Here is a 22,911-nt window from a genome sequence, read left to right on the forward strand (position 1 = left end):
CAAAGGGTTAACAGCGGGTCGACGAATGGCGAACCCGGTCGATTATCTGCCTGGTTAACCATCCCGACATTCTTCGTTCACCCTGACGTCCGGACCGCGTAAAGACGAATGCCGGGCAGCCACCTAATGTCACCCGGGTGGTTAAGCTCTCCGTCATCGTGCCGTTCTACAACGTGCAGACATACGCGCCCGACACCCTGAAAAGCCTGGCGGCGAACGCCCGCGAGGACTTTGAGTTTTTGCTCGTCGACGACTGTTCACGCGACGAGACCCCCGACATCCTTGCGCGCGCCGAGCGCGAGCTCCCGGGCGCCAGAGTGCTGCGGCACGAGAAGAACGGCGGGCTGGCCACCGCCCGTAACACCGGCCTGGACGAGGCGCGGGGCGAATACGTCGCCTTCCTGGACGGCGACGACTGGCTGGCCCCCGGCTACTACCCCGAACTCCTCGCCGCCATCGAGGAGTTGGGCTGCGACTTCCTGCGCACCGACCACGTCCAGTGCACCAACCGCGCCCGCACCGTCCACCGCGTCCCGCACGGCCGGCGCGGTGTCGTCATGGACCCGCGCGCGCTGATCCTGCCGTCCGACCGCTCCACCTCCGTCGACTACGCCTACGCCTGGGCCGGCATCTATCACCGCAGGCTGCTGGACGACGGGGTGCTGCATTTCCGCCACGGGCTGCGCACCGCGGAGGACCGGCCGTGGATCTGGCGGCTGCACCGCGAGGCGAAATCCATGGCCGTGGTGGGCCTCCTCGGCGTTTTCTACCGGCGCGGTGTCGCCTCCTCGCTGACCCAGATCGGCGACGTACGACAATTGGACTTTATTCGCGCATTCGACCAGGTGATCGAAGAAACCGCGCAGGACCGCGAGGCGGATCTTCTTCTCCCGAAGGCCGTGCGCACCTATTGCGCGATCATTTCCCACCACCTCGGTTCGATCGAACGTTTCGAACCGCAGGTCGCCCGTAAATTGCGATCCATGAGTGCCGCGGCCATGAAACGCATGCCGCAGGACGTACTGAAGGAAGCCCTGGATTCGATGGATGTACAGCGTGCGTCCCGGCTGCGGCGGCTGCGTCGCCGCCCGGTCCCCGCGGAGGTCGCCGCCTGATGCTCAACCGGCCCCGTACCCAGATCTTCATGGCGTCCACCCTCTACGGCGCGGCCACCCTCGCCGCCGCCCTGGACGCCGACCGCTTCGCACCGGCCGACCGCCGTCTGCTGCTGCTCAGCAACAACGCCGCGACCCCGGAGACCACCGCGTCGCTGGACACCATGCCCGGCTTCGACCGGCTGCGCACCCGCTTCGACCGCGTGCTGTCCTGGAACGAGACGATCAGCCCGTTCCACCCCGGCGGCTGGTCCCCGCGCGCCGACGACGCCCCGCTGTGGGAGCGGTATCTGCGGCTGCTGTGGGGCCTGGGCGACTCGCACGTCGAGCTGATCGTGGAATCCATCCAGGTCAACCCGGCCCTCGCGCTGGCCCAGGTCTTCCCGGGCGCGCCCCTCGACGTCTACGCCGACGGCCTGATGAGCTACGGCCCCACCCGCAACAAGCTCGACCCGCTGATCGGCACCCGGATCGGCCGGCTGCTGCACCTGGACCTGGTGCCGGGGCTGACGCCGCTGCTGCTCACCGAGTTCGAGGTGCCGACCGAGACCGTACCGACCGACGCCTTCCTGAAGGTGCTGGACGAACTGTCCGACACCACACCCGAGTTGGACGTACCGCACGGCGCCGCCCTGCTCCTCGGCCAGTACCTCTCCGCGCTCGGCATCCTCACCCCCGAGGAGGAGGAAGGGCTGCACGTCCAGATGCTGCGGGGCGCGGCCGAGCGCGGCCATCAGGAGATCGTCTTCAAACCCCATCCGTCCGCACCGGCCCGCTGGTCGCGCCTGCTGGAACGGGAGGCCGAGAAGCTCGACCTCACCCTGACCGTCCTGGACACCCCGGTGCTCGCCGAGGTCCTCTACCAGCGGATGCGGCCCGCGCTCGTCGTCGGCTGCTTCTCCACCGCGCTGCTGACGGCCTCGGCCTTCTACGATCTGCCGACCGCGCGCACCGGCACCGGCCTGCTGCTGGAGCGGCTCTCCCCGTACCAGAACAGCAACCGCATCCCCGTCACGATCGTCGACGCGCTGGTCCCCGACCTCGCCGACCGCAGCGCGACGCCGAACACCGCCCCCGGGGACATCGCCGGCCTGGTCACCGCCGTCGGCTACGCCATGCAGCACCAGATCTACCCGAACCTCCGCCCGGCCACCGAGCGCTATCTGGCCACGCGCCTGGACCAGCACACCTGGCGCTACTTCAAACGCCGCCGCCTGACCGCGCTGGCGCTGCCCGGCGCGATCCCCTCGCAGCTGGCGTTCATCCCGCGCAATGCCACCGTGCGCAAGGTCGCGCGGCGGGCGCGGGCCGTCCAGCGACGGCTGAAGAAGCGGGCCGCATTCGGATGACGACCACGGAGCTGACGTCGGGCGCCCCTTCCGCGGCGCCGGTCCCCGCCCCCCGCTCCATACGGGTGCGCAGCCGGGAGAGCGGCTCCTCCCGACTGCGCGCACTGGACGGGCTGCGACTGCTGGCCGCGCTGATGGTCGCGGCATACCACTACGGGGGGCGCAGCGGCGAGATATCCGCGGCCTGGGGCGGCTCGCCCGCCCACCAATTCCCCACCCTGGCGCCCTACTTCGCCTACGGATGCCTCGGCGTCCAGATCTTCTTCGTCATCAGCGGCTTCGTCATCTGCCTCAGCGGCTGGGGCCGCACCCTGCGGGCCTTCACCGCCTCCCGCATCTCGCGCCTCTACCCGGCGTACTGGGCCGCGATCCTGCTCGTCACGCTCGTCTTCGCGCTCCCCTGGGTCGCCTACAAGGCCCTGGCCCCCAGCGAGGTCCTCACCAATCTGACGATGCTTCAGCAGCCGCTCGGGGTACACCGCGTCCTCGGCGTCTGCTGGACGCTGTGGGCCGAGATGCGCTTCTACGCCCTGTTCGCCCTGTGCATCGTCCTGCCCGGCGCCACCCGCGGCCGCGTCGTCCTCTTCTGCGCCGGCTGGACCCTGGCCGCGGCGCTGGCCCAGGCCGCCCACCAGCCGTTCCTGAACGTCGTCCTGATGCCCGAGTACGCCCCGTTCTTCATCGGCGGCGTGGGCCTGTACCTGCTGCACCGCTACGGGGCGCGCGACCCCATAGCCTGGGCGATCGTCGTGGTCAGCTGGCTGATCGGCCAGCACTACGCGGTCGCCGGACTCTGGCACGCCCCCACCGTCCACGCCTTCTCCTACCGCTCCACGGCCGGCATCATCGCCGTCGTCACCCTCGGCTTCGCCCTGGTCGCGGCCGTCGCCCTGGGCGGCCTGCACCGCCTGAACTGGCGCTGGCTGACCGTGGCCGGCGCGCTGACCTACCCCTTCTACCTCGTCCACGAACACCTGGGCTGGGTCGTGGTCCGCGTCCTGCACCGGGACGCCGGGCTCCCCTCGTACGCGACGTTGGCGCTGACGGTGGGGCTGATGCTGGCACTGGCGTGGGCGATGCACCGGTGGGTGGAACGGCCGTTGACGCCGCGGCTGAAGGGGTGGATCGCGGGGCGGGGGTGAGGGGGGTTGCGCTGAGTAGCGCCGGCCTGAGGAGCGCTTCCATGACAGGCGCTGCCATGAGAGGCGTTGCCCTGAGGGGTGCCGTCCTGAGGGGCGCCGTCCTGAGGAGCGCTGGCCCGAGGAGCACTGCACTGACCGGCGCCGCCTGACGAGGACTGCCCCGAGGAGCGCTCCCCTGCGGGACGTCCCCGCTACCCCTTCCCGCGCGTCGCCTCGATCCCCGCGACGATGATCCGCAGACCCGCCTCGAACGACGCCTCCATATCGCCGAACATCTGCGGCGCCGCCTCGGCCGCCAGCGGATGGCTGTCCCCGAGGCGGCGCCGGCGGGCGTCGAAGTCGTAAGCCGGATCGCGGTGGGCCGGGTCGTCCGGGTCCGGGTGGACCGACTGTTCCTCGATGACCAGGCCGACGGTGAAGTTGTACATGGTGAACCAGGCCCGCACCGCCTCGCGCGGCGTGAAACCCGCCGCGACGATCCGGCCCAGGTGGGTCTCCAACGGCCCGGCTGAGCTCTCATCGGTCATCCGCGTACCGCTGAAGACCTTGCCACCGTCGCGGTAGCTGAGGAGTTCGCGGCGGAGCTGGCGGGCGGCGGTGAGCGCGGCGTCCTGCCAGCTGTAACCGAGGCTGTCGTCCCACGGGCCGGTCCCCGCCATCAGCGGTGCGGTCATCCGCCGGAACATCTCGGTGGCCATCTCGTCCAGCAGCTCCTGCTTGTTCTTGAAGTGCCAGTACAGGGCGGGGGCCTGGACGTTCAGCTCCTTCGCGATGCGGCGCAGGGTGAGCCCTTCGAGCCCCACCTCGTTCAGCAGGCGCAGGGCGGTCTCCACCACTTGCTTCCGGTCGATGCGCGAAACCATGTTGACAACTTAACACCGTTAAGCGGATGCTGTGTGACATGGAACTTAACAACGTTAAGGAAGCCCGTGAGGAAGCTGCCGCGGAATCCGTTACGACCGCTATGACTGCTACGGCCGCTACAGCCGCTACAGCCGCTACAGCCGCTACAGCCGCTACAGCCGCAACGACCGTCGACGTTCTGATTGCGGGTGCCGGCCCCACCGGCCTCGCCCTCGCCATCGACCTCACCCGACGCGGCGTGTCCGCCCTGGTCGTCGAGTGCCAGGACCACCTCTCCCCCGGCGCCCGCGGCACCGGCCTCCAGCCGCGTACGCAGGAGGTCTACGAGGACCTCGGCGTGCTGGAGGAGATACAGGCGGCCGGCGGCGAATATCCCCCCGTGGGCCTCTGGGAGGACGGCCGGATCACCTCCCGCGAACAGTTGCTCGAACACGTCGAGCCCACACCGTCCGCCCCGTACTCCAACGTCCTGATGGTCCCCCAGTGGCGCAACATCGAAATCCTCCACGCGCACCTCCAGAACCTGGGCGGCAGCGTCCTCTTGGGCACCGAACTGACCGCCTTCGACCAGGACGCGGAGACCGTACGGGCCCACCTCACCCTCCCCGACGGCGGCACCCGGACCGTCGTCTCCCGCTATCTGGTCGCCGCGGACGGCGGACGCAGCACCGTACGCCGGGGGCTCGACATCGGGATGAGCGGTCCGGAGCTGGAGGAGGGCGCCGCGGTGCTCGCCGACATCCGGGTGGACGGGCTCGACCGGGACCACTGGCACCGCTGGATGCCGCCGGGCGGCGGCTTCACCATGATGCTGCCGCTGGCCCGCACGGACCTGTTCCAGTGCTTCGTCGCGGTATCCCCCGAGGGCACGCCGGACACCTCACCCGACGCCGTCCGCGCCCTGATCGCCGCCCACACCCACCTGACCGCAGACCAGATCCGCGAGGTGCGCTGGTCCTCCGTCTTCCGCCCGCGCGTCGGCATGGTCGACCGCTTCCGCGTCGGCCGGATCTTCCTCGCGGGCGACGCGGCCCACGTCCACACCCCGGCCGGCGGCCAGGGCCTCAACACCAGCGTCCAGGACGCCTACAACCTCGGCTGGAAACTCGGCCAGGTCCTCCGCCACGGCGCCCCCGACACCCTCCTGGACACCTACGAATCCGAACGCCGCCCCATCGCCGCCCACATCCTCGACATCAGCACCCGCCTCTTCCGCTCCCGCACGATGCGACGCGGGCGGGATCTGCATCAGCTGGACATCGGGTACCGGGAGAGCCCGCTGACGCAGGAACTGCGGCCGGATGTTCCCGAGGACGGACTGCGGGCGGGGGATCGGGCACCGGATGCGCCGTGCACGACGGCTGATGGGCGGCCGTTCCGGCTTTTCGAGGCTTATCGGGGGGCGCAGTTCACTGTGCTGGCGCTGGGTGACGTCGAACTCCTGCCTTTGGACGAGGAGTTGGTCCGTACGTATCGTGTGGGTGGCTCATCCCCGGACCTCGTCGATTCGGACGGACACATCCGCGACGCGTATGGCTCCGACCCCGCCGTCTTCCTCATCCGCCCCGACGGCTACATCGCCGTCGCAACACCGCCCGAGAAGGCCACGGAGCGCCTCACCGAAGCCCTGGAGACGTTCATCGGCGCGGGTGCGGCACTGGCGGCAGAGCCGCTGCGCTGAGTACGGCGCATGGAACGATGCTCGCCCGCGGCTGCGGAACGGGCGACCGTCGGGAGGTAGGAGCGGACTTCACCGCCCCGCACCAGCACGCGGCCGGGGCCTGCAAACACAGGGACCCCGGCCGACCAACCCGGCAACATCTCCCCGACCTGATGCAGATACGTGTCCAGCGCTCAGCGAGCTAGAAGCACGTTGATAGACCAGATGTCTCCACACGCAACCGGCAATTCCGCGTCAGCTGCCTCCACCACGTAAATAGAGACGTTGTTTTGAGTGAGCTTGTAATGACGGTGAGCTCCCAGGAGCTCCAATTCTTCGATACCGACCCCCTAATGAAGAATCGAATCACGCAGATCCTCGAATTTTGCTCGGCTACGGAACTCTCCGTATCGGCGAGCCAGCACTCGAGGCACCACGTGCTCCCCCTGCCCGAGGCGGTGAATTGAAGAGAAATTTCCAGAACAGCATGACGCCGCACGCCGCTCGAAGAAAATCTCGATCAATCCATAGTCTCTGCGCATGCGCGACTTCCGCACATCTTCCACACAGTCATCGCCAAAAGCCTCGCTCCACTTGGATACATCAACACCCAAGGCAGCTCCGAGAATTTCCGCACGGGTCACGGCCTCAACATACAAGTCCAGATCCGCCATTCCCCCCTCCCTGCGCTCTATTCAACTTCTCAAATTTTTGATAATGAAGTTCATCTCGGCCGCCCCATTCTGAGCCACACGGACGGTACGGAGTGACGGCACGTCGCAGCCAAAGACACTGAACTTCGCTCGGGCGAGCGCTCACCATAACGGCGCAGCGTCCCCCGGATAGGACGCTGCAATCCTCCATGACTGGACACGAGATGAGAGGGGGTGAACGCCCATGTGCCCTATCGCTGGCGCCTCGGCAGGCTGGCATATGGCGGCAAGTCCGCATGGTGTGACACGTGCCAGAAAACGTTTGACGTGTGAGCGTTGCGCAGGGCCCGCCGACGTGGGCTGCCGCCTGTCATCCGAAGTACTTTCTGATGCTATTCGGGGGCAATCCGGTCTTCGCCCAATGGGACCTGATGTGCGATGCCACAAGCGCGAACTCTTCCCGAGTCCAATCGCCATTATCCAGGGATACCACATTTCCACTTTCCAGCGACATGCTCATCTCTCCGGATGCCTCTCCAGCCGAGGAGGCGGGCATAATCTTCTTGCTGCCCTCGTCGAGGATCACATGTGCGACTCTATCGCCATCGCAAGTTACCTTATAGAGATGCACTGAATCCGTGCTCTCGACGAGCAAGGCATGAAAAGAGAGTGCCATTTGAAGTGGCTCCTTTCAGATTCGGCGACCGAAACCATCGCGGGAAGCAGCCTCTTGATCCCATGTATGGCCGGCGTCGAGAGTGGCTTGATGGGCCTGCTGGTAGCTTGGGTTTCCGGTGTTTCGCATGTAGTTGGATTCGTAGCGCTCGTGGCGGAGCAGGTCAATATCTGCGGGGTGCGGGTCGCCGTTCTTCAGCCGCATCCAGGCTTCGGCGATCCTGGGATTGGCATCGAACCTACTTGTGTAGGATTCCCCATAGCCGTCGAGCAGGTGTTCTTCTTCGAAGAGATGGCTTTTGATTTGTGCGATGTCAGGGCGTGAGAATCCGTGGTTCGCGGCAGTTGCGGCAATAGCATCCACATCGTCAGCTGTTCGAATTGAATTGTAGGCTTCCTCTGCCCAATCGTTGTAGAAGTCGGAGTCCCCGCGCACGCGACGGAGTTCACCGCCAGTTTGCAGGACACCTCCTCTGGTCGTGCAATCCATGAGCCCGAGAGGATCAGCCCGGGTGTGGGGGTTGTGGACATAGGCGGAGGCGTTGGGGCCTGCATCGAGACCAAGAGGGTCTGGGCTGGCGTAGCGAGCTGTCTCGGGGTCGTAGTAGCGGTGGAAGTTGTAGTGGAGCTCGGTTTCGGGGTCGAAGTATTGACCGGGGAATCGGAGCGGGGTGTAGGCCGTGCTGGTTCGGGTCCAGGTGGTGGCGCCCCACAGGGTGCTGCGAGTGCGCCAGGCTATGTCGCCGGTTTCGTCGACGAGTTCGGTGGGGGTGCCGACGAGGTCGGTGATGATCGCGAAGAAGCGCTGGTCAATTACTTGTTGGGGCGCGTCGACGAGGGTTTTTCGCTCGGTTTGGGCGATGGGACGGAGGCCGTCGTGGTCCCAGGTGATCGTGATGGGGGTAGAGGAGCCTGGTGTACTGCTTGTCTGTTCAGCGAGGTTGGTGCCGTCCCAGGTAAAGTCGATCTGTTCGAGAATCGATCCGTCAGCCGCTACGTACTGCTTTGCGATGCGGCGGCCGAGGGGGTCGTAGAGGTAGCGCCAGGTTTGGCCGTCGGGGGTAATGACGGTGGTGAGGCGGTCTTCGGCGTCCCAGGTGTAGCGCCAGGTGTCGGGTCTGCGAGACAGGCGGGTCTTCTGGCGGAGGGTGATGCGGCCCTGGGCATCGTGTTCGTAACGGACCCGGCCAGCATTGACTATTCGGGTGCCGGTGTAGGTGCGGGTGCCTCGAGCCTCTGAGCTGGGGTGGCTATCCGACCAGGTGGCTTCGGACTGATTTCCTGCCTCATCGTAGGCGTAGGTTTCGGTCCAGCCCTGCGCCTGGACGGTGGTGACGCGGCCCGCAGCGTCGAGGCCGAAGGTGCGCGGGCCATTGAGGTGGTCGTCTATGCCGAGGAGGTTGCCGTCCCTCCGGTAGCTGTACTCGCGGCGCTGGATGGTGCGGGAATGGGCATCAGTTGCGGATTGTTCGATGAGGCGTCCGGGGGCGTTCCAGGTGTTGGCCAGGGTGAGGATGTTGCCCAGCTGACGGGTGATCTCGCGGCCTGCGGCGTCGTGCTCGAAGTCAAAAGTGTGTCCCGAGGTTGTGAGAGTGGTCCGATTACCCGCCGCGTCGTAGGACCAGGTGCTGGTAGCCCCGGTGGGGGTGGTGCGGTGCGTGCGACGACCGAGGGCGTCGTAGACGTACGAGACCGTGCGGCCATTCACCATTTTGGCGGTGATGCGGCCGAGGCGGTCGCGCTGGTAAGAGAGCGTCGCGTCGGGGCTGATCGCCTGAAGGAGGCGACCCGCAGTGTCGCGCTGATAGCTGGTGATCTTGCCGTCGGCGTTCTTCTCCACGATCTGGCCGAGCAGATCACGGGTGTAGGTGATCGTTCGGCCGAGGGTGTTCGTGCGGGCCGTGAGCTGTCCGGCCGCATTGCGGGTGTAGGTGAAGGTGCGGTTGTCGAAGTCCGTCTCTGACATCAGGTGGCCGGCTGGGTCGTACTGATAGCTCCAGGTCAGACCCTGGGGGTTCGTGACCGAGGTGAGGCGGAGCTCTGTGTCGTGGCTGAACTCGTGCCGGACACCATCCGGACCGGTCTGGGCCGTGAGCAGGTCGAAGTGGCCGTATTCGAAGTGAGTGGTCTGACCGACGGCGTTGGTGTGGGTGAGGCGGTTGCCTTCGGCGTCGTAGGTCCACTCCTCGGTGGCACCGGTGGGGTCGATGCGCGCGGCCGGTTTTCCTTCGACCGTCCACAGCATGTGGGTGGTTTCGCCGAGGGGGTCGGTGGTGGAGGTGACGCGGCCGAAGGCGTCGCGGCGGTAGTGGGTGGTGGCGCCAAGGGGGTCGGTGACGCTGAGCGGTAGGCCAGCCTCGTTGCAGTAGAGGCGGGTGGTGTTGCCGAGGGCGTCGGTGACGGAGGCGAGGTGGCCTCGGGAGTCGTGGGTGTAGGTGGTGGTGGCGCCGGTGGGGTCGGTGGTGGAGGTGCGGTTGCCGTGGGTGTCGTAGGTGTGAGTCCAGATGGTGCCGTCGGGGCCGATGGTGGAGATGGGGTGGCCGTCGGCGTCGTAGGTGGTGGAGGAAGTGGTGCCGTCCGGAAGAGTGATCTGCGCGGGGCGGCCCTCGTCGTCGTACGTGAGGTGAGTCGTACGGCCGAGGGGGTCAGTTGTGGAAACGACCCGGTCCTGGGCGTCGCGCTGGGTGTATGTCGTGGCGCCGGTGGGGTCCGTTTCCGCGACCACTTGGAGGCGGTCGTTGATCTGGTAGCGGGTCAGCCGGTCGTGCGAGTCGTACTCGAGGGTGGTGCGTAGTCCCGTTTCGGGGTCCGGGTCGCCGTAGACGAGGCGGGAGCGTAGATGCCCGTCCCCGCCGCTCTGCCAGGTGCAGCGGTCTTCGTCGTCGTACTCGAAGGTGAAGTGGCTGTCGTTGGTGTCGGTCCAGGACGTCATCCGGCCTTCGGTGTCGTAGCCAAAGCGGAGGGGAACGCCGGAGGAGTTGGTGACGGTGGCGAGGTTGCCCCACTCGTCGTAGCCGTAGGTGAGGACGAGCTGATCGGTACCGCCCGGGGCCGCGCCGGCCAGGTGGAGGGCGGTGATACGGCTGGCCTCGGTGGTGAGCAGGAGGCGGTAGCCCGCGCTGTGGGTGATTGCGGTCGGAGCGCCCTGTTCGTCGTAGTCGTAGGTGAGGTGATTGCCGTGGCGGTCGGATATCTCGTCGAGGAGGGCGAGGTCTTCGGTGTGGGTGGTGAAGTACCAGCGCATGCCGCTGGTGGGGTCGGTGAGCAGGTAGTCGCCGTCCGGCGTTCGCTCCAGCGGCCGCCCGGGGCCGTCAGCGGGGAGGGTAGGAACCCCTACGGCCGGGTGAGGGTAGGCGAGCAGCTGGCCTTCATCGGTGATGAGGACGACGCCCTCCGCGTCGATCTCCAGTCGCTGGTCGGCGGTGCTCGACCACGTCGGGCCGAACCACCGCCCGGCCCGGTAGGACGACTCGAAGGTACGAGTGAAGGTCAGGGGAAGACCGGCCGGCAAGGCGATATCAGTCTGCGGGAGGATCATCCGGCCCGTGCCCACGTCCACTGGCTCGCGACGCAGGACCTTGCACTTGAACGTGCGGGCGAAGTTGCGCATGCCATCCGCGGAGCGCTTCAGCGCATTGCGCCCGGCGCTTTTGACCGCCTCCTTCGCCCCCGCCCGCGCAGCGGCTTTGCCCAGCCCGCCGGCGCCCTTTCCGCCGATGAGGTTGAAGATGAAGGCACCGGTGGCGTCTGCCGGGTCGCTGCCCCAGCCCGTGCCGAGCATCCCCGTCACGAGTTGCTTCGGATGGGTGGCAGCGCTCGTCAGGCCGGCGAGGGTGGTAGTGACGTTGGGGCCGTATTTGAAGGGGTGGGTGATGTAGTAGGGGTCCATCGGGTTGACGGTGCGGGCGAGTTTGCTGGTTTCGGCCGCCGCCTTCAGAAAGCCGCCGGCGAGATGCACGTTTTCAACGACGTAGCCGGTGCCGAAGTCCTTGAGATTGGCGCCCGCCAGTTCGGTGAACTCTGGCTTCGCCGGGGCGTGTGCCAGGGCTTCTGTGAACGCGTGACGAGCCCGCTGTGCGGCTTCGTCGCGCTGGTGGCGGGCGTTCTTGAGAATGCTCTCGGCGGCCTTGCGGTCCTCCTTGCCCACGTCTCCAGGCTCGTCGGGGGCCTGCGGTTCGGAGCCGGCGTCGCTGCTGCCCTGTGAGACGAGGTACTCGTAGGCTGAGTGGCGTTCCCGATAGCTGTCGTACTGGGACTCGTACTCGCTCTGGGCGTGCTCGGCGGCTTGCTGTGCCTTGCGGTATTTCTCAATGGCGTCCGCGGCCTTGTCCTGCGCCCAGGAGACCGTATGGGCATAGGAATTCAGGGCCTTTGAGGTGGCGTCGCAGGCGTCCGCGGCGTGCATCCACTGCTTGGGATGCATATCGAATTTCTCCCGGAAGGCGTCCGCGGCCTTACCGCTCCAATGACTCTGGGAGCCGATCTTGCGCATACCGTCCGCGACGCGGTCGAAGGCGGCGGAGAAGTCCTTCAGATGGGAAGCGGATTCATGGATTTTCGCGACATCGCCGTGGATGAGTTCCTTGGGATCCTCGGTCTCGCCCAGTTGGCGCTCATCGACGTGCGCACCCAGGGCTCCCGCAACGTCGGCGCCGGCAGTGCGTACGGCGTGGGCTGCCTTGTCCGCGCCGACCCACTCCAGTGCATCGCTTGTTACCTCGGAACCCTTTTCAACGACCTCGCCAGCACCGCGCTCGACGGCGTTCGTCAATTTTTCCGCGCCGTCGCCGACGGCGTTTACGGCATCACCGAACCAGCTCACTTGCCGTCACCCCAATCGCCGCTGCCCGTGATGCGGTCGGGTATGGACGTGATGTCGTCCTTGGCGTGGGAGAGCGCCTCGGACGACCTCTGCCTGGCCTCGTTTGTCTCCTTGGAGTTCGGGTTCCAGTCCCAGCTGGTCAGCGGGTTGTCAGCGCCGATCTGGCTCCATGACTTCTTATGGAGCTCCTCACCCGAGAGTGTGGGGTCGCCGATAGAGGCATTCACCCCCATCTTGAGTACGTCGGAGACGTACTGCTCCTCTTCGTGATACATGCCGGCCGTGATGTCCAGTTTTCTGGAGAATTCGTTGGCGTCCTGCATGAGGGTGCGGACGCCCCAGCCCCAGCGTTCGCAGAACGAGCCGATAGCGGCAGCGAGTCCGTCATCGCCGCACTCCAGGCTATCCAGGGACAAATTGCCGAAACCACGGCCGAGTTCGGCTTCTACGTCAAAACCAAGCTCCTTGAGTTCGGCTGTGGCGGCCTTGATGCCCTTGGTGAGTTGCTCGAGGGCCTCCGGCTCGACCTTGTACCCGTCTCCGCCTATCAGGCCCATTTAGACGTTCCCCCCTTGCAAGATATTTCCCCCTGGTGCTGCGTCCCGTATCTCTACGTCTCCGGGTATGTCCACGGCTGCGCGGTCCGGCACGATGCCGGCCACCGGCGGGAAGAGTGCCCCCTGTTCACTGCCCGCGTCCAAAGCCACGCCTGCGGGACCGTCCATAGCGGGAATCAGCACGTCAAGAAGGCGGGCGCCAGCTGCGGTCACGTAGCGCCACTCGGTGCCGGGCTCACTGCCACGGGCGGCGGCGAAGCGCGACAGCGCGTCCTCGTCGGTGAATGCGTAGACCCAGCGGATGCCGCCCAACTCGGCTGACATGAGGGAGTCGTTGACGAGGGGGACAAGTACTGACGTGCGCCGGAATTCCCCGATCAGCGCGGCTGGATTTGGCTGTCCTGCGTGAACTGCTGCTACCTCGTCGGCCAATGGCACGGCGAGCCCCTCCCTTGATTCCCCTGATGCGTGACGCAGCCATGACACGTGACACTGACGCTACGAGTCGAACACGCCAGCGACAAAACCGGCCCTACAGTTCTTTTGGGTTCAAGAGAAATCGGCTTCCGTCGCGGCGGAGCAGCTCACCTGCCGGGCCGTGACCGCTTGTTGGGGGATTGATGAGGGCATGCAGCAATGCCGACGACCCGGCTGACGCGCCGAGTTGAGCTTCGTGGTCCGCGCCGCTGGCCGCGTCGTCGTCCGGACCGGCGGTCAGCGGCGCGGTGCGCCAGGCGACTCGGCCTTCACCCCGGCGATCAGCCCACGCATCGCGCTCTCGCCGACCACGAGGACCTCGGTCGGGGCATCGCTCTCCCGGAGCGCCACCCCGTCGCCGGTCGCGGCGACCTCGACGCAGGCGTTGCCGGCAGCCTCGGAGAACGAGGACTTGCGCCATTTCCACTCGGTCAAGACGACTCCCTTACAGTCGATTTGGCGGGTAGGAGGCTCAGCGGCTCGAAGCCCCCACCATCGCTCCGGCCTTCACCCCGACGATCAGCCCCCGCAACACACCCCGACCGGTCACGATGACCCGCGCTGGGGCCTCGCCCTCCCGTAGAGCGATGTCGTCGCCATTGGCCGCGACCTCGATGCAGTTGTTGCCTCCGGCGTCGGAGAACGATGACTTGTGCCATATCAGCTCGGACAAGGCAGCTACCCCTACAACTCTCTGGCGATCCTATGGATAAGGTCAGCAGACTCCTCCGGAGACAGCGCCTTCTTCTCGGCCAGATCCAGCCGGGTGCGAAAGTGGGCCAACTGGGTTGGCGCATCGATGAACACCGCGCCAGTCGGGGAGTCCATGTGAACCGTATCCAAGTGCGGATTCGCCGCTTCGGCGTAGAGGACAGCGCTCTCGCCCATCAGAGGGAACCCTCCGGCGGAGAAGGGGATCACGAGGAGTGTCACGTTCTCCCACTCTCCGGCAACCAGAAGGTGGTTGAGCTGGGCCCTCGCCACATCTCTGCCACCGAGCTGCATGCGCAGGGCCGCCTCGTGGATGACGCCAATGTACGAAACGGCATCGGCACGCGTGATCACCGACTGCCTGCTGAGCCGGTGTGCCACCCGTAGCTCGACCTCAAGGCGAGGAATCGGGGGCGTAAAGAGCTCGAAGATGGCTCGCGCATGGTCCTCTGTCTGGAACAGCCCAGGCAGATGCGCGGTCTGGACGGTACGCAGCCGCACCGCATGGTGCTCAAGCTCGGCGACGTCGAGGAAGCCTGGCGGGATTTTGCCCCGGTACTCCTCCCACCAGCCGCCTTTGCGGACTCCGGTCATCTCGGCCAGGGCATCAATCAGCGCATCGTTGTCGCACTCGTAGACGCTGGCCAGGCGACGCAGCCTCTCCTCGCTGATGCCGAAGCGCCCCGCCTCGACGTTGGAAATCACCGTGCGGTCCGTCCCAATCAGGCTGGCCGCCGTAGGTGCAGACATCTCTGCCGCCTCTCGAAGGCGGCGCAGCTCTGCGCCGAACCGGCGTTGACGGATCGTCGGAGCATGCCTCGGTGCCATGTGTTCTCTCCTCGCTTGCGCACAGTGTGCCGACACCGGTGGTTCTGGTCCACGAGGGATCCAGCAGTTAACCCGTTCTAGTGAGTTGGTAGAACGGTTATGTAGCGAGCGGCTACGGTGTGGCCCACGCCACTCGCTCACGGTCCTGCACTCGCGGAAGCGCACCGCACTCTGAAAGCGGCAATGCCACCGCACGGCACCAGGAGAGCGACTGGCCCGAAGGTCCGTACACCGTCGCGCCGCACACGGAGGTGCCCGCGTGAACCTGAACCCGTACGTCCCGGAAGACCCCACCCCCCTCCCCTTCACCGAACCCTGGGAATACGAACTCGCCTTCCCCCGCGATCCCCGCGGCCCCGGCATCGCGCGAACGACCCTCCGGGCGGTGCTGGACGCGCATGATCTGCTCGAACTTGCCGACCGGGCAGAGCTGTTGACCTCCGAGCTGGCCACCAATTCCGTCCAGCACTCCAAAGGGCCCGCCTCCGTACGCGTCCGTTGGACGCACCCCGTACTGCGGGTCAGCGTGACGGACACCTGTCCCCACCTGCCCCTCCTGTCGGCGCCACCCGCGGCAGAAGCAGAAGACGGCCGGGGGCTGTTCATCCTCGATCTCGTCTCCGACGAGTGGGGTGGGTGTGCGCTCGGGGACTCGTTGCTCGGGCCGGGCGGGAAGACCGTGTGGTTCGAGCTGGCGCTGAAGCCCTCGACGCCACCGCCGCCACCACCCGCCCTGGCGGCGTGAACGCGACGAACGGACCACGGACGGACCATGAACGGACCGCACGCTCAGTAGCCGGCCACGCCCCTCTCGGCCGTCTCCCCCCGCTCCCCGAACCAAGGGATGTTGAGCCAGGGGCTGCCCGAATCCGACATCAACGTCCGATACACGTCCACCATGTCGGTGAACCAGCTGCCGAACCGCTCCTCATCGAAATGCAGACACCGGCCGAGTACGAATCCCAGCCCGAAATCCGCCCAGGAGCTGTAGGCGGCGCGGCTCAGCTCCGCGGTCTGCACAAGCCTCTGTTCCGTTTCCCCGGCATCACAGAACCGAGCGCCCAATCCCCATCGCGCCATATTCGAAGCGCGCCCCAGATACCAGGCCCGCACCGACGACACGCACTGGTCCTCCGCCAAGATCCCATCGGCCCGGAACCGCGCCTCGTACCGCAGGATCTTTCCAATGATCCCGCCGGCCTTCTTGATGGTCTTCTCGCTCTCACCTTCCGCCCGCAGAACCTGTTCCGTCGCGGACCGCCACGTCATGGCATCCGCCGGACGCCCCACAGCCTGAGTGACTCCCTTCCGCACCATGAGTACGAACTCCCAATAGGAGGCCCCCACATTGGGGCTGAGCAATGTTTCCTGCTGCTCCAGCCAGTCCGCCCGGCTCTCGATGCCCCACCATTCCTTGAGCGTCCTCCGCTCATTCTGATATCCCGCGCCATGCCAATTGACCATGTTCCACGGGAACCCGTTGTTGATGCACAACTGCGCACCGCAGGCGAGTCCTTGCGCCAGCGGTCCGCGCGTCGGCCCCGTACGGATGGCCCTCAGTCGCTTCGTCTGGTCAGGTGTCTTCACGCGCTGCTCATGCATACGCCACAGCTGCGGGTTCGGCGGAAAGTACCCCTCACACGGTGTCCCCGGATTGACCGCGAGCCACTGGCCTCCCTCAGCGAGCAATTCCCCGACCTGATGCAGATACGGGCTGTGGAACACGATATCGGCGCTCGGTACGGGCAACATCCCCTCGGTCACGACGGTCAGACACCATTGCCCGATCGCCGGATTCCACCACGGCGCACCTATCTCCGATTCCCCGTAACCGGCGTCCACTTCACGCCGTCCATCCGCCAAGAACACATGCGTGGCGGCCAGCACATCGAAATAGGCCGCCCAGTCCCCCCGAGCCCGCGCCTCGCACAGCCCGACTTCCACGTCCGTCGCCGGCACCCAGGCCGCCATGTCTGCCGACATGCCCCCTCATCCCCCTACTCTTCATCCCGCGCGCCTGCGGGAAAGATCATGTCGGTATTCAAACAAGCGGCGGCCGATGCTAGCCAACGCCAGCCGGAGGCCGACGTGCCACGAGGCCGCAGAGGCGGGAAATCCGCCTCTGCGGCCTCGTGACGGGGACGGGCGCCGGAGGGGGTGCGGCGCCCGGGGCGGAATCCGCCCGGATGGCACACAGGGTGGGAGGAGAGGAGTTGGGGAGGAGAAGAGTTGGGAAGCCACCGGAACCGGAGGATCCAGGGGAACCGGAGAACCCAGGGCCCCGAAGGCTTAAACGACCACCGACAACCCCATCACGCACCCGATCCCCACCACCGAGATCAGCGTCTCCATCACCGACCAGGTCTTGAGGGTCTGGCCGACGCTCATCCCGAAGTACTCCTTGACCATCCAGAACCCGGCGTCGTTGACATGGCTGAAGAAGAGCGAGCCGCAGCCGATGGCCAGGACCAGCAGGGCGCTGTGGGTGGTGGACATGTCGGCCGCCAGCGGGGCGGCCAGGCCGGCGGCGGAGATGGTGGCGACGGTGGCGGAGCCGGTGGCCAGACGGATGGTGACGGCGATCAACCAGGCCAGGAGCAGGGCCGAGACGTGCCAGCCCTTGGAGGCGTCCAGGATCATCTGGCCGACGCCCGCGTCCACGAGTGTCTGCTTGAAGCCCCCGCCGGCGCCGACGATCAGCAGGACGCCGGCGATCGGGGCGAGGGACTTCTCGACCGTGGTGGCGATCCGGCCGCGGGTGAAGCCGGCCGCGCGGCCCAGCGTGAACATCGCGACGAGGACGGCGGTGAGGAGCGCGATGAGCGGGGAGCCGATGACGTCGAGGGCGCGCTGGACGGCGTCCTCCGGGTTGTCGATGACGATGTCGGTCAGGGCCTTGGCCAGCATCATCGCCACGGGGAGGAGGACGGTGGCGACGGTGACGGCGAAGCCGGGGTGCTTCTCCAGGTCGTCGGAGGCGCGCTTTTCCACGTCGTCGGAGGCGCGCTCGGGGACCATGGTCTCGGGCGGGCGGATGTCGACCCAGCGGGCCGCGTAACGGGAGAAGAGCGGGCCCGCAACGATCGCCGTGGGGACGGCCACCACGATGCCGAGGGCCAGGGTGATGCCGAGGTTCGCATGGACCGCGTCGATGGCGGCCAGCGGGCCGGGGTGCGGGGGAATCAGGCCGTGCATGACGGAGAGGCCCGCGAGCGCCGGGATGCCGATGCGCATGAGCGAGAAGTTGCCGCGTTTGGCGACCAGCAACACGACCGGGATCAGGAGCACGATGCCGACCTCGAAGAAGATCGGCAGGCCGATGATGCCGGCGATCAGCACCATCGCCCAGGGCATGGCCTTCCCGCCCGCCTTCGCCAGGATCGTGTCGACGATCCGGTCCGCGCCGCCGGAGTCGGCGAGCAGCCTGCCCAGGACGGCGCCGAGCGCGATCAGGACGCCGGTGCCCGCGACCGTCGTGCCCAGCCCCGTCGAGAAGCTGGCTATGGCCTTGTCGAGCGGCGCACCGGCCACCGCGCCCAGCGCCAGCGAGCCGATGATCAGCGACAGAAAGGCATGCAGCTTGAAGCGGGTGATGAGCAGGACGATGACGGCTATACCGGCCAGGACGGCGATGCCCAGCTGCGCGTGACCGGCCGAGGTGATCGGCTCGATCGTCGCGTCCGCTGCGAGCATCTCGACGCTGAGATGTGTCACGGCGATTCCCTAGGGTCGGGGGTTCCCTTGGTGGAGGGCAGGGGTTCCCTTGGTGAGGAGGGAGGAGAGGGACGGGGGGGTGGATCAGGCGACCGGTTCCAGGTGGCGCAGGGCCGCCACCGCGCGGTCCGCGATCTGCTCCGGCGTACCGGAGACGTCGACCTCGACGCCCGCCTCGTCCGCGCCGAGCGGTTCGAGGGTGGCGAACTGGGAGTCCAGCAGTGCGGTGGGCATGAAGTGGCCGGTGCGTCCCGTCATCCGTGACTCGACGAGCGCACGGTCCCCGGTGAGGTGGAGGAAGGCGATCCCGGGGGCGGCGGCGCGCAGCCGGTCGCGGTAGGCGCGTTTGAGGGCGGAGCTGCTGACCACCCCGCCGTGGCCGGTGCGGTCGTGGGCCCAGGCGCCGAGGGCGTCCAGCCACGGCCACCGGTCGGCGTCGTCCAGCGGGATGCCGGCCGACATCTTGGCGATGTTGGCCGGCGGGTGGAAGTCGTCGCCCTCGGCGTACGGGACGCCCAGAGCCGCGGCCACCAGCGGCCCGATCGTCGTCTTGCCGGTGCCGGCCACGCCCATCACGACGATCACCTGGGGGGTGCTCATGCCGCTCTACCTCGCTGTTCGCACTGCACTACGCGCGCCGCTCGCACCGCTTGCGCTGTTCGCGCCGCGTGCGGTGCTCGCGCCGTCCTCATTGACCGGCCCCACTGAAACCCATTGGGTACGACGTATTCAAGAGTCTGTGATGTAAAAGTCATACTTAATTGGCTGCCGAGGGGGACCGTAGGCTTGGTTCATGGAAAACGAGGGGCAGGGGAAGGGGCCGCACGCCCGCGTGCTGGAGACCCTCGGGCCCGAGATCACCGCGGGCGACTTCCCTCCGGGCACGGTCCTGCGCACGGACGAACTGGCGGAGCGCTTCGACGTCTCCCGCACGGTCGTCCGCGAGGTGATCCGGGTGCTGGAATCCATGCAGCTGGTGGTCTCCCGGCGGCGTGTGGGCGTGACCGTCCGGCCCACCGAGGAGTGGAACGTCTACGACCCCCGGGTCATCGGCTGGCGGCTGGCCGGCCGCGACCGCCCCCGGCAGCTGCGCTCGCTGACCGTGCTGCGCTCCGCCGTCGAACCGGTCGCCGCGGGCCTGGCCGCCGCCCACGCCACCCCCGACCAGTGCGCCGAGCTCACCGGGCACGCGATGGGCATGGTCGCCACCTCACGCGGCCAGCAGCTCGACGCCTACCTCGTGCACGACACGGCCTTCCACCGCGTCATCCTCACCGCCTCCGGCAACGAGATGTTCGCCCGGCTCGCCGATGTCGTGGCCGCTGTCCTGACCGGCCGCACCCAGCATCACGTCATGTTCACCGACCCCGACCCGGCGGCCGTCACCCTGCACGTCCAGGTGGCGGAGGCGGTACGGGTGGGCGACGCGGCGCGGGCGGAGGCGCTGACACGGGAGATCACGACCGGCGCGATGGCCGAACTGGACGTCCTGGCACCGTAGTTGGACCCGAACAATCGCCCGCGCACCCCTCAGAACAGCGGCTGCTGGCCCGGCATCGGCGGCTCCTCCGGGTCGAACAGCTTCTCCGCCGGCGCCATCATCGGCGCCGTCCGCCGCGAGCCGGGGCAGGAGATCAACTCGATGCCCGAACGACGGCCCGGAGGGTCATGACGGGCGTAGCGGCCGCCGACGACGGCGATCTCTCGGGTGCAGACGGGGCACGCGCGGCGGGGTGACGACATGGAAGACAGTCTGACGGACCGGTTGTCAGTGCCTCTCGCTAGCCTCCGTTCATGGCAACCACGGCAATCAACGACGAGGCGATCGAGCGTCTGCGCACCGCGGCGGCGGCCGGCGATACCCAGGCCGCGCTCGCATGGGGGCGGCTGCTGTGCCTGACGGCGGCCGGTCCGGCGGGCACCGCGGCGGACGGGGCGGAGGGGCAGACCTGGCCGGAGGAGCCCTGGCTGCGCGCCGTACTGCGCAGGCGTCCCCGCGACGTCCCCGCGATGACGCTGCTGGCCGGACGCCTGGCCCAGCAGATCGACTACTGGGAGAACATGACCGAGCTCAACCCCTCGGACGCCGAGGAGTTCGGGGAGGACGAGGCCACGATCGGGCGGCGGCGCGCCGAGGCTGCGGATCTGCTGGCCCGGATACGCGCGGCCGCCCCCGGCCCCGACCTCGCCCCCGGCTCCGGCTCCGATCCCGGCCATCGCCTCACCCGTCCCGGTCTGGCCGAGCTGGCCGCCATGCTCGAACTGCCCACCCCGTCCGGAGAGTCCGCGCCCGAGCCCCCGCACGACAGCGGCGGCGCCCACAGCTTCTACGTGCTGGAGGACGACGCGTGGAGCGGATCGGTCATCCACCGCACCACCATCGTCGCGGCCCGCCCCGATGAGCTCCGCTGGGCCTGCGACCAGTGGTTCCGGCTCACCGAGGGCTGCGGCCTGAGCGGCTCGGCGACCCTCAGCGGCTACGCGTACGGCGAGCAGGTGAGCGTCGTCGACCTCGCCGAGCACTTCGACGACGGGCGCATGGTCTGGACCGACTGCGCCTTTCCTCCCCTGCCCGGCGCACCGCTGCCGCCCGGCCTCCCGGTCCCGGGACGGGATCTGTTCTACGGCTTCGCGGCCCGGGTGGAATGAACCTGCGGGCCGGGCGGGGCGACTCCACGACCCTGGTGGACCGAAACCCACGCAGCCTCAGAACGCATCCGTAGGCACATACGTCCCCCACACCCCCCGCAGCGCCTCGCAGATCTCCCCCACCGTCGCCCGCGCCCGCAGTGCCTCCCGCATCGGGTAGAGCACGTTCTCCGTCCCCTCGGCCGCCTTCCGCAGGCCGTCGAGGGCGGCGGTGACGGTACGGCGGTTGCGGCCCGCGCGCAGCGCGGCCAGGCGCTCCACCTGCTGGGCCTCGATCGCCGGGTCGAGGCGCAGCGGTTCGTACGGCTCCTCCTCGTCCAGCTGGAAGCGGTTGACGCCGACCACGATCCGGTCGCCGTCCTCCGTCTCCCGGGCGATGCGGTACGCGTTCCGCTCGATCTCCTCCTTCTGGAAGCCGCGTTCGATGGCGGCCACCGCGCCGCCCAGGTCCTCGATGCGCCGCATCAGGTCCACCGCCGCGGCCTCCACCTCGTCGGTCATCGACTCGATGGCGTAGGAACCGGCGAAGGGGTCCACGGTGGCGGTGACATCGGTCTCGTGCGCCAGCACCTGTTGCGTGCGCAGGGCGAGCCGGGCCGCTTTGTCGGTGGGCAGGGCGATGGCCTCGTCGAAGGAGTTGGTGTGCAGGGACTGGGTGCCGCCGAGCACCGCGGCCAGGCCCTGGAGGGTGACGCGGGCGAGATTCACCTCGGGCTGCTGGGCGGTGAGCTGCACCCCGGCGGTCTGGGTGTGGAAGCGCAGCATGAGGGATTTGGGGTTGCGGGCGCCGAATTCCTCGCGCATGACGCGGGCCCAGATGCGGCGTGCGGCACGGAATTTGGCGACCTCCTCAAGGAGCGTCGTACGGGAGACGAAGAAGAAGGACAGCCGGGGGGCGAAGTCGTCGACGTCCATTCCGGCGGCGAGGGCGGTACGGACGTAGGCGATGCCGTTGGCGAGGGTGAAGGCGATCTCCTGGGCGGGCGAGGCGCCGGCCTCGGCCATGTGGTAGCCGGAGATGGAGATGGTGTTCCACTTGGGGATCTCGGCCCGGCAGTAGCGGAAGGTGTCGGCGACCAGCCGGAGGGAGGGCTGCGGCGGGAAGATGTACGTCCCCCGCGCGATGTACTCCTTGAGGATGTCGTTCTGGATGGTGCCGGTGAGGTGATGGGGCTTCACGCCCTCTTCCTCGCCGACGAGTTGGTAGGCCAGGAGCAGCAGGGCCGCGGGCGCGTTGATGGTCATGGACGTCGAGACCCGGTCCAGCGGAATGCCGCCGAACAGCACCCGCATGTCCTCGACGGAGTCGATGGCCACCCCGACCTTGCCGACCTCGCCGGAGGCGATCGGCGTGTCGGAGTCGTGGCCCATCTGGGTCGGCAGGTCGAAGGCGACGGACAGTCCGGTCGTGCCGTGGGCGATCAGCTGCCGGTAGCGGGCGTTGGACTCGCGGGCGGTGCCGAATCCGGCGTACTGACGCATCGTCCAGGGCCGGCCGGTGTACATGGTCGAGTACACGCCACGGGTGTAGGGATAGGCGCCGGGCGCACCGAGCCGCCGCTCGGGATCCCAGCCGTCCAGCGCCTGCGGCCCGTACACGGCCTCGATGGGAAGCCCGCTCTCACTGCGCCGGACACCACCCGATTCGCCCGCCATGACCGTCCGCCTCCCAAGGTCACCCGCACCCGGTTTACG

Annotated in this window: 21 protein-coding genes; 7 read left to right on the forward strand and 14 right to left on the reverse strand. The window is 67.7% G+C overall.

All coding sequences use genetic code 11. The features are described from left to right. The first annotated feature begins 137 nt into the window (after positions 1-137). The 3 genes from SNA_RS34405 to SNA_RS34415 are packed head-to-tail and all read left to right on the forward strand — an operon-like array spanning position 138 to position 3,606. A complete protein-coding gene (locus SNA_RS34405) occupies positions 138-1,115 on the forward strand; it encodes a glycosyltransferase family 2 protein (protein ID WP_030066818.1) in 978 nt (325 codons plus the stop codon). Next, the gene (locus tag SNA_RS34410; RefSeq protein WP_030066817.1) at positions 1,115-2,464 is read left to right on the forward strand and encodes a polysialyltransferase family glycosyltransferase; all 1,350 of its coding nucleotides are present in this window, start codon (positions 1,115-1,117) and stop codon (positions 2,462-2,464) included. Before SNA_RS34405 ends, SNA_RS34410 begins: the two co-directional genes overlap by 1 nt. Continuing rightward, positions 2,461-3,606, forward strand: coding sequence for an acyltransferase family protein (locus SNA_RS34415; RefSeq protein WP_030066816.1), 1,146 nt, complete (start codon positions 2,461-2,463; stop codon positions 3,604-3,606). Before SNA_RS34410 ends, SNA_RS34415 begins: the two co-directional genes overlap by 4 nt. Before the next feature lie 191 nt (positions 3,607-3,797). On the opposite strand, the gene SNA_RS34420 is transcribed toward SNA_RS34415, so the two are convergent. Further along, positions 3,798-4,469: a TetR/AcrR family transcriptional regulator C-terminal domain-containing protein gene (locus tag SNA_RS34420; RefSeq protein WP_030066815.1), complete on the reverse strand. Its 672-nt coding sequence runs from the start codon at positions 4,467-4,469 to the stop codon at positions 3,798-3,800. A gap of 101 nt (positions 4,470-4,570) precedes the next feature. On the opposite strand from SNA_RS34420, the gene SNA_RS34425 reads away from it, so the two are divergent. Continuing rightward, a complete protein-coding gene (locus SNA_RS34425; RefSeq protein ID WP_104532130.1) occupies positions 4,571-6,151 on the forward strand; it encodes an FAD-dependent monooxygenase in 1,581 nt (526 codons plus the stop codon). A 329-nt stretch (positions 6,152-6,480) separates the two neighbouring features. Here SNA_RS34425 and SNA_RS42950 read toward each other — a convergent pair whose 3' ends face one another. The 8 genes from SNA_RS42950 to SNA_RS34455 form a co-directional block, all read right to left on the reverse strand. Beyond that, the gene (locus tag SNA_RS42950; protein ID WP_157880169.1) at positions 6,481-6,804 is read right to left on the reverse strand and encodes a hypothetical protein; all 324 of its coding nucleotides are present in this window, start codon (positions 6,802-6,804) and stop codon (positions 6,481-6,483) included. Between the two features lie 349 nt (positions 6,805-7,153). Further along, entirely contained in the window at positions 7,154-7,459 is a 306-nt protein-coding gene (locus SNA_RS42955) for a hypothetical protein (RefSeq protein ID WP_157880170.1), read from the reverse strand. Positions 7,460-7,474: 15 nt separating this feature from the next. Continuing rightward, positions 7,475-12,280 (reverse strand): putative T7SS-secreted protein, encoded by a 4,806-nt coding sequence (locus SNA_RS34430; RefSeq protein WP_051877337.1) that lies wholly within the window; start codon positions 12,278-12,280, stop codon positions 7,475-7,477. Beyond that, on the reverse strand, positions 12,277-12,837 hold the full coding sequence (locus SNA_RS34435) for a hypothetical protein (RefSeq protein WP_044368185.1): 561 nt from the start codon (positions 12,835-12,837) through the stop codon (positions 12,277-12,279). The genes SNA_RS34430 and SNA_RS34435 overlap by 4 nt, the downstream gene beginning before the upstream one ends. After that, positions 12,838-13,323 carry an SseB family protein gene (locus SNA_RS34440; RefSeq protein ID WP_338059843.1) on the reverse strand — a complete coding sequence of 162 codons (486 nt, stop codon included), beginning with the start codon at positions 13,321-13,323 and terminating at the stop codon, positions 12,838-12,840. Positions 13,324-13,551: 228 nt separating this feature from the next. Beyond that, a complete protein-coding gene (locus SNA_RS34445) occupies positions 13,552-13,749 on the reverse strand; it encodes a DUF397 domain-containing protein (protein ID WP_030066809.1) in 198 nt (65 codons plus the stop codon). Between the two features lie 37 nt (positions 13,750-13,786). Next, positions 13,787-13,987: a DUF397 domain-containing protein gene (locus SNA_RS34450; RefSeq protein WP_030066808.1), complete on the reverse strand. Its 201-nt coding sequence runs from the start codon at positions 13,985-13,987 to the stop codon at positions 13,787-13,789. An 11-nt stretch (positions 13,988-13,998) separates the two neighbouring features. Continuing rightward, on the reverse strand, positions 13,999-14,853 hold the full coding sequence (locus SNA_RS34455; protein ID WP_044368186.1) for a helix-turn-helix domain-containing protein: 855 nt from the start codon (positions 14,851-14,853) through the stop codon (positions 13,999-14,001). 259 nt (positions 14,854-15,112) lie between these two features. Here SNA_RS34455 and SNA_RS34460 point away from each other — a divergent pair, with 259 nt between their 5' ends. After that, entirely contained in the window at positions 15,113-15,598 is a 486-nt protein-coding gene (locus SNA_RS34460) for an ATP-binding protein (protein ID WP_044368187.1), read from the forward strand. A gap of 44 nt (positions 15,599-15,642) precedes the next feature. On the opposite strand, the gene SNA_RS34465 is transcribed toward SNA_RS34460, so the two are convergent. The 3 genes from SNA_RS34465 to SNA_RS34475 form a co-directional block, all read right to left on the reverse strand. Beyond that, positions 15,643-16,836 (reverse strand): DUF1266 domain-containing protein, encoded by a 1,194-nt coding sequence (locus tag SNA_RS34465; protein ID WP_051877336.1) that lies wholly within the window; start codon positions 16,834-16,836, stop codon positions 15,643-15,645. Positions 16,837-17,142: 306 nt separating this feature from the next. Further along, positions 17,143-18,567, reverse strand: coding sequence for a GntP family permease (locus SNA_RS34470; protein ID WP_044368189.1), 1,425 nt, complete (start codon positions 18,565-18,567; stop codon positions 17,143-17,145). Between the two features lie 84 nt (positions 18,568-18,651). After that, positions 18,652-19,167: a gluconokinase gene (locus tag SNA_RS34475; protein ID WP_030066802.1), complete on the reverse strand. Its 516-nt coding sequence runs from the start codon at positions 19,165-19,167 to the stop codon at positions 18,652-18,654. A 193-nt stretch (positions 19,168-19,360) separates the two neighbouring features. Here SNA_RS34475 and SNA_RS34480 point away from each other — a divergent pair, with 193 nt between their 5' ends. Continuing rightward, a complete protein-coding gene (locus SNA_RS34480; RefSeq protein ID WP_030066801.1) occupies positions 19,361-20,068 on the forward strand; it encodes a FadR/GntR family transcriptional regulator in 708 nt (235 codons plus the stop codon). Between the two features lie 29 nt (positions 20,069-20,097). On the opposite strand, the gene SNA_RS34485 is transcribed toward SNA_RS34480, so the two are convergent. Then, entirely contained in the window at positions 20,098-20,310 is a 213-nt protein-coding gene (locus SNA_RS34485) for a hypothetical protein (protein WP_030066800.1), read from the reverse strand. 51 nt (positions 20,311-20,361) lie between these two features. On the opposite strand from SNA_RS34485, the gene SNA_RS34490 reads away from it, so the two are divergent. Continuing rightward, entirely contained in the window at positions 20,362-21,216 is an 855-nt protein-coding gene (locus SNA_RS34490) for a hypothetical protein (RefSeq protein WP_030066799.1), read from the forward strand. Between the two features lie 57 nt (positions 21,217-21,273). Here SNA_RS34490 and SNA_RS34495 read toward each other — a convergent pair whose 3' ends face one another. Beyond that, on the reverse strand, positions 21,274-22,872 hold the full coding sequence (locus tag SNA_RS34495) for an acyl-CoA mutase large subunit family protein (protein WP_030066798.1): 1,599 nt from the start codon (positions 22,870-22,872) through the stop codon (positions 21,274-21,276). Between the last annotated feature and the right edge of the window lie 39 nt (positions 22,873-22,911).

This window comes from Streptomyces natalensis ATCC 27448 (genome assembly GCF_000935125.1).
Classification (GTDB): Bacteria; Actinomycetota; Actinomycetes; order Streptomycetales; family Streptomycetaceae; genus Streptomyces; species Streptomyces natalensis.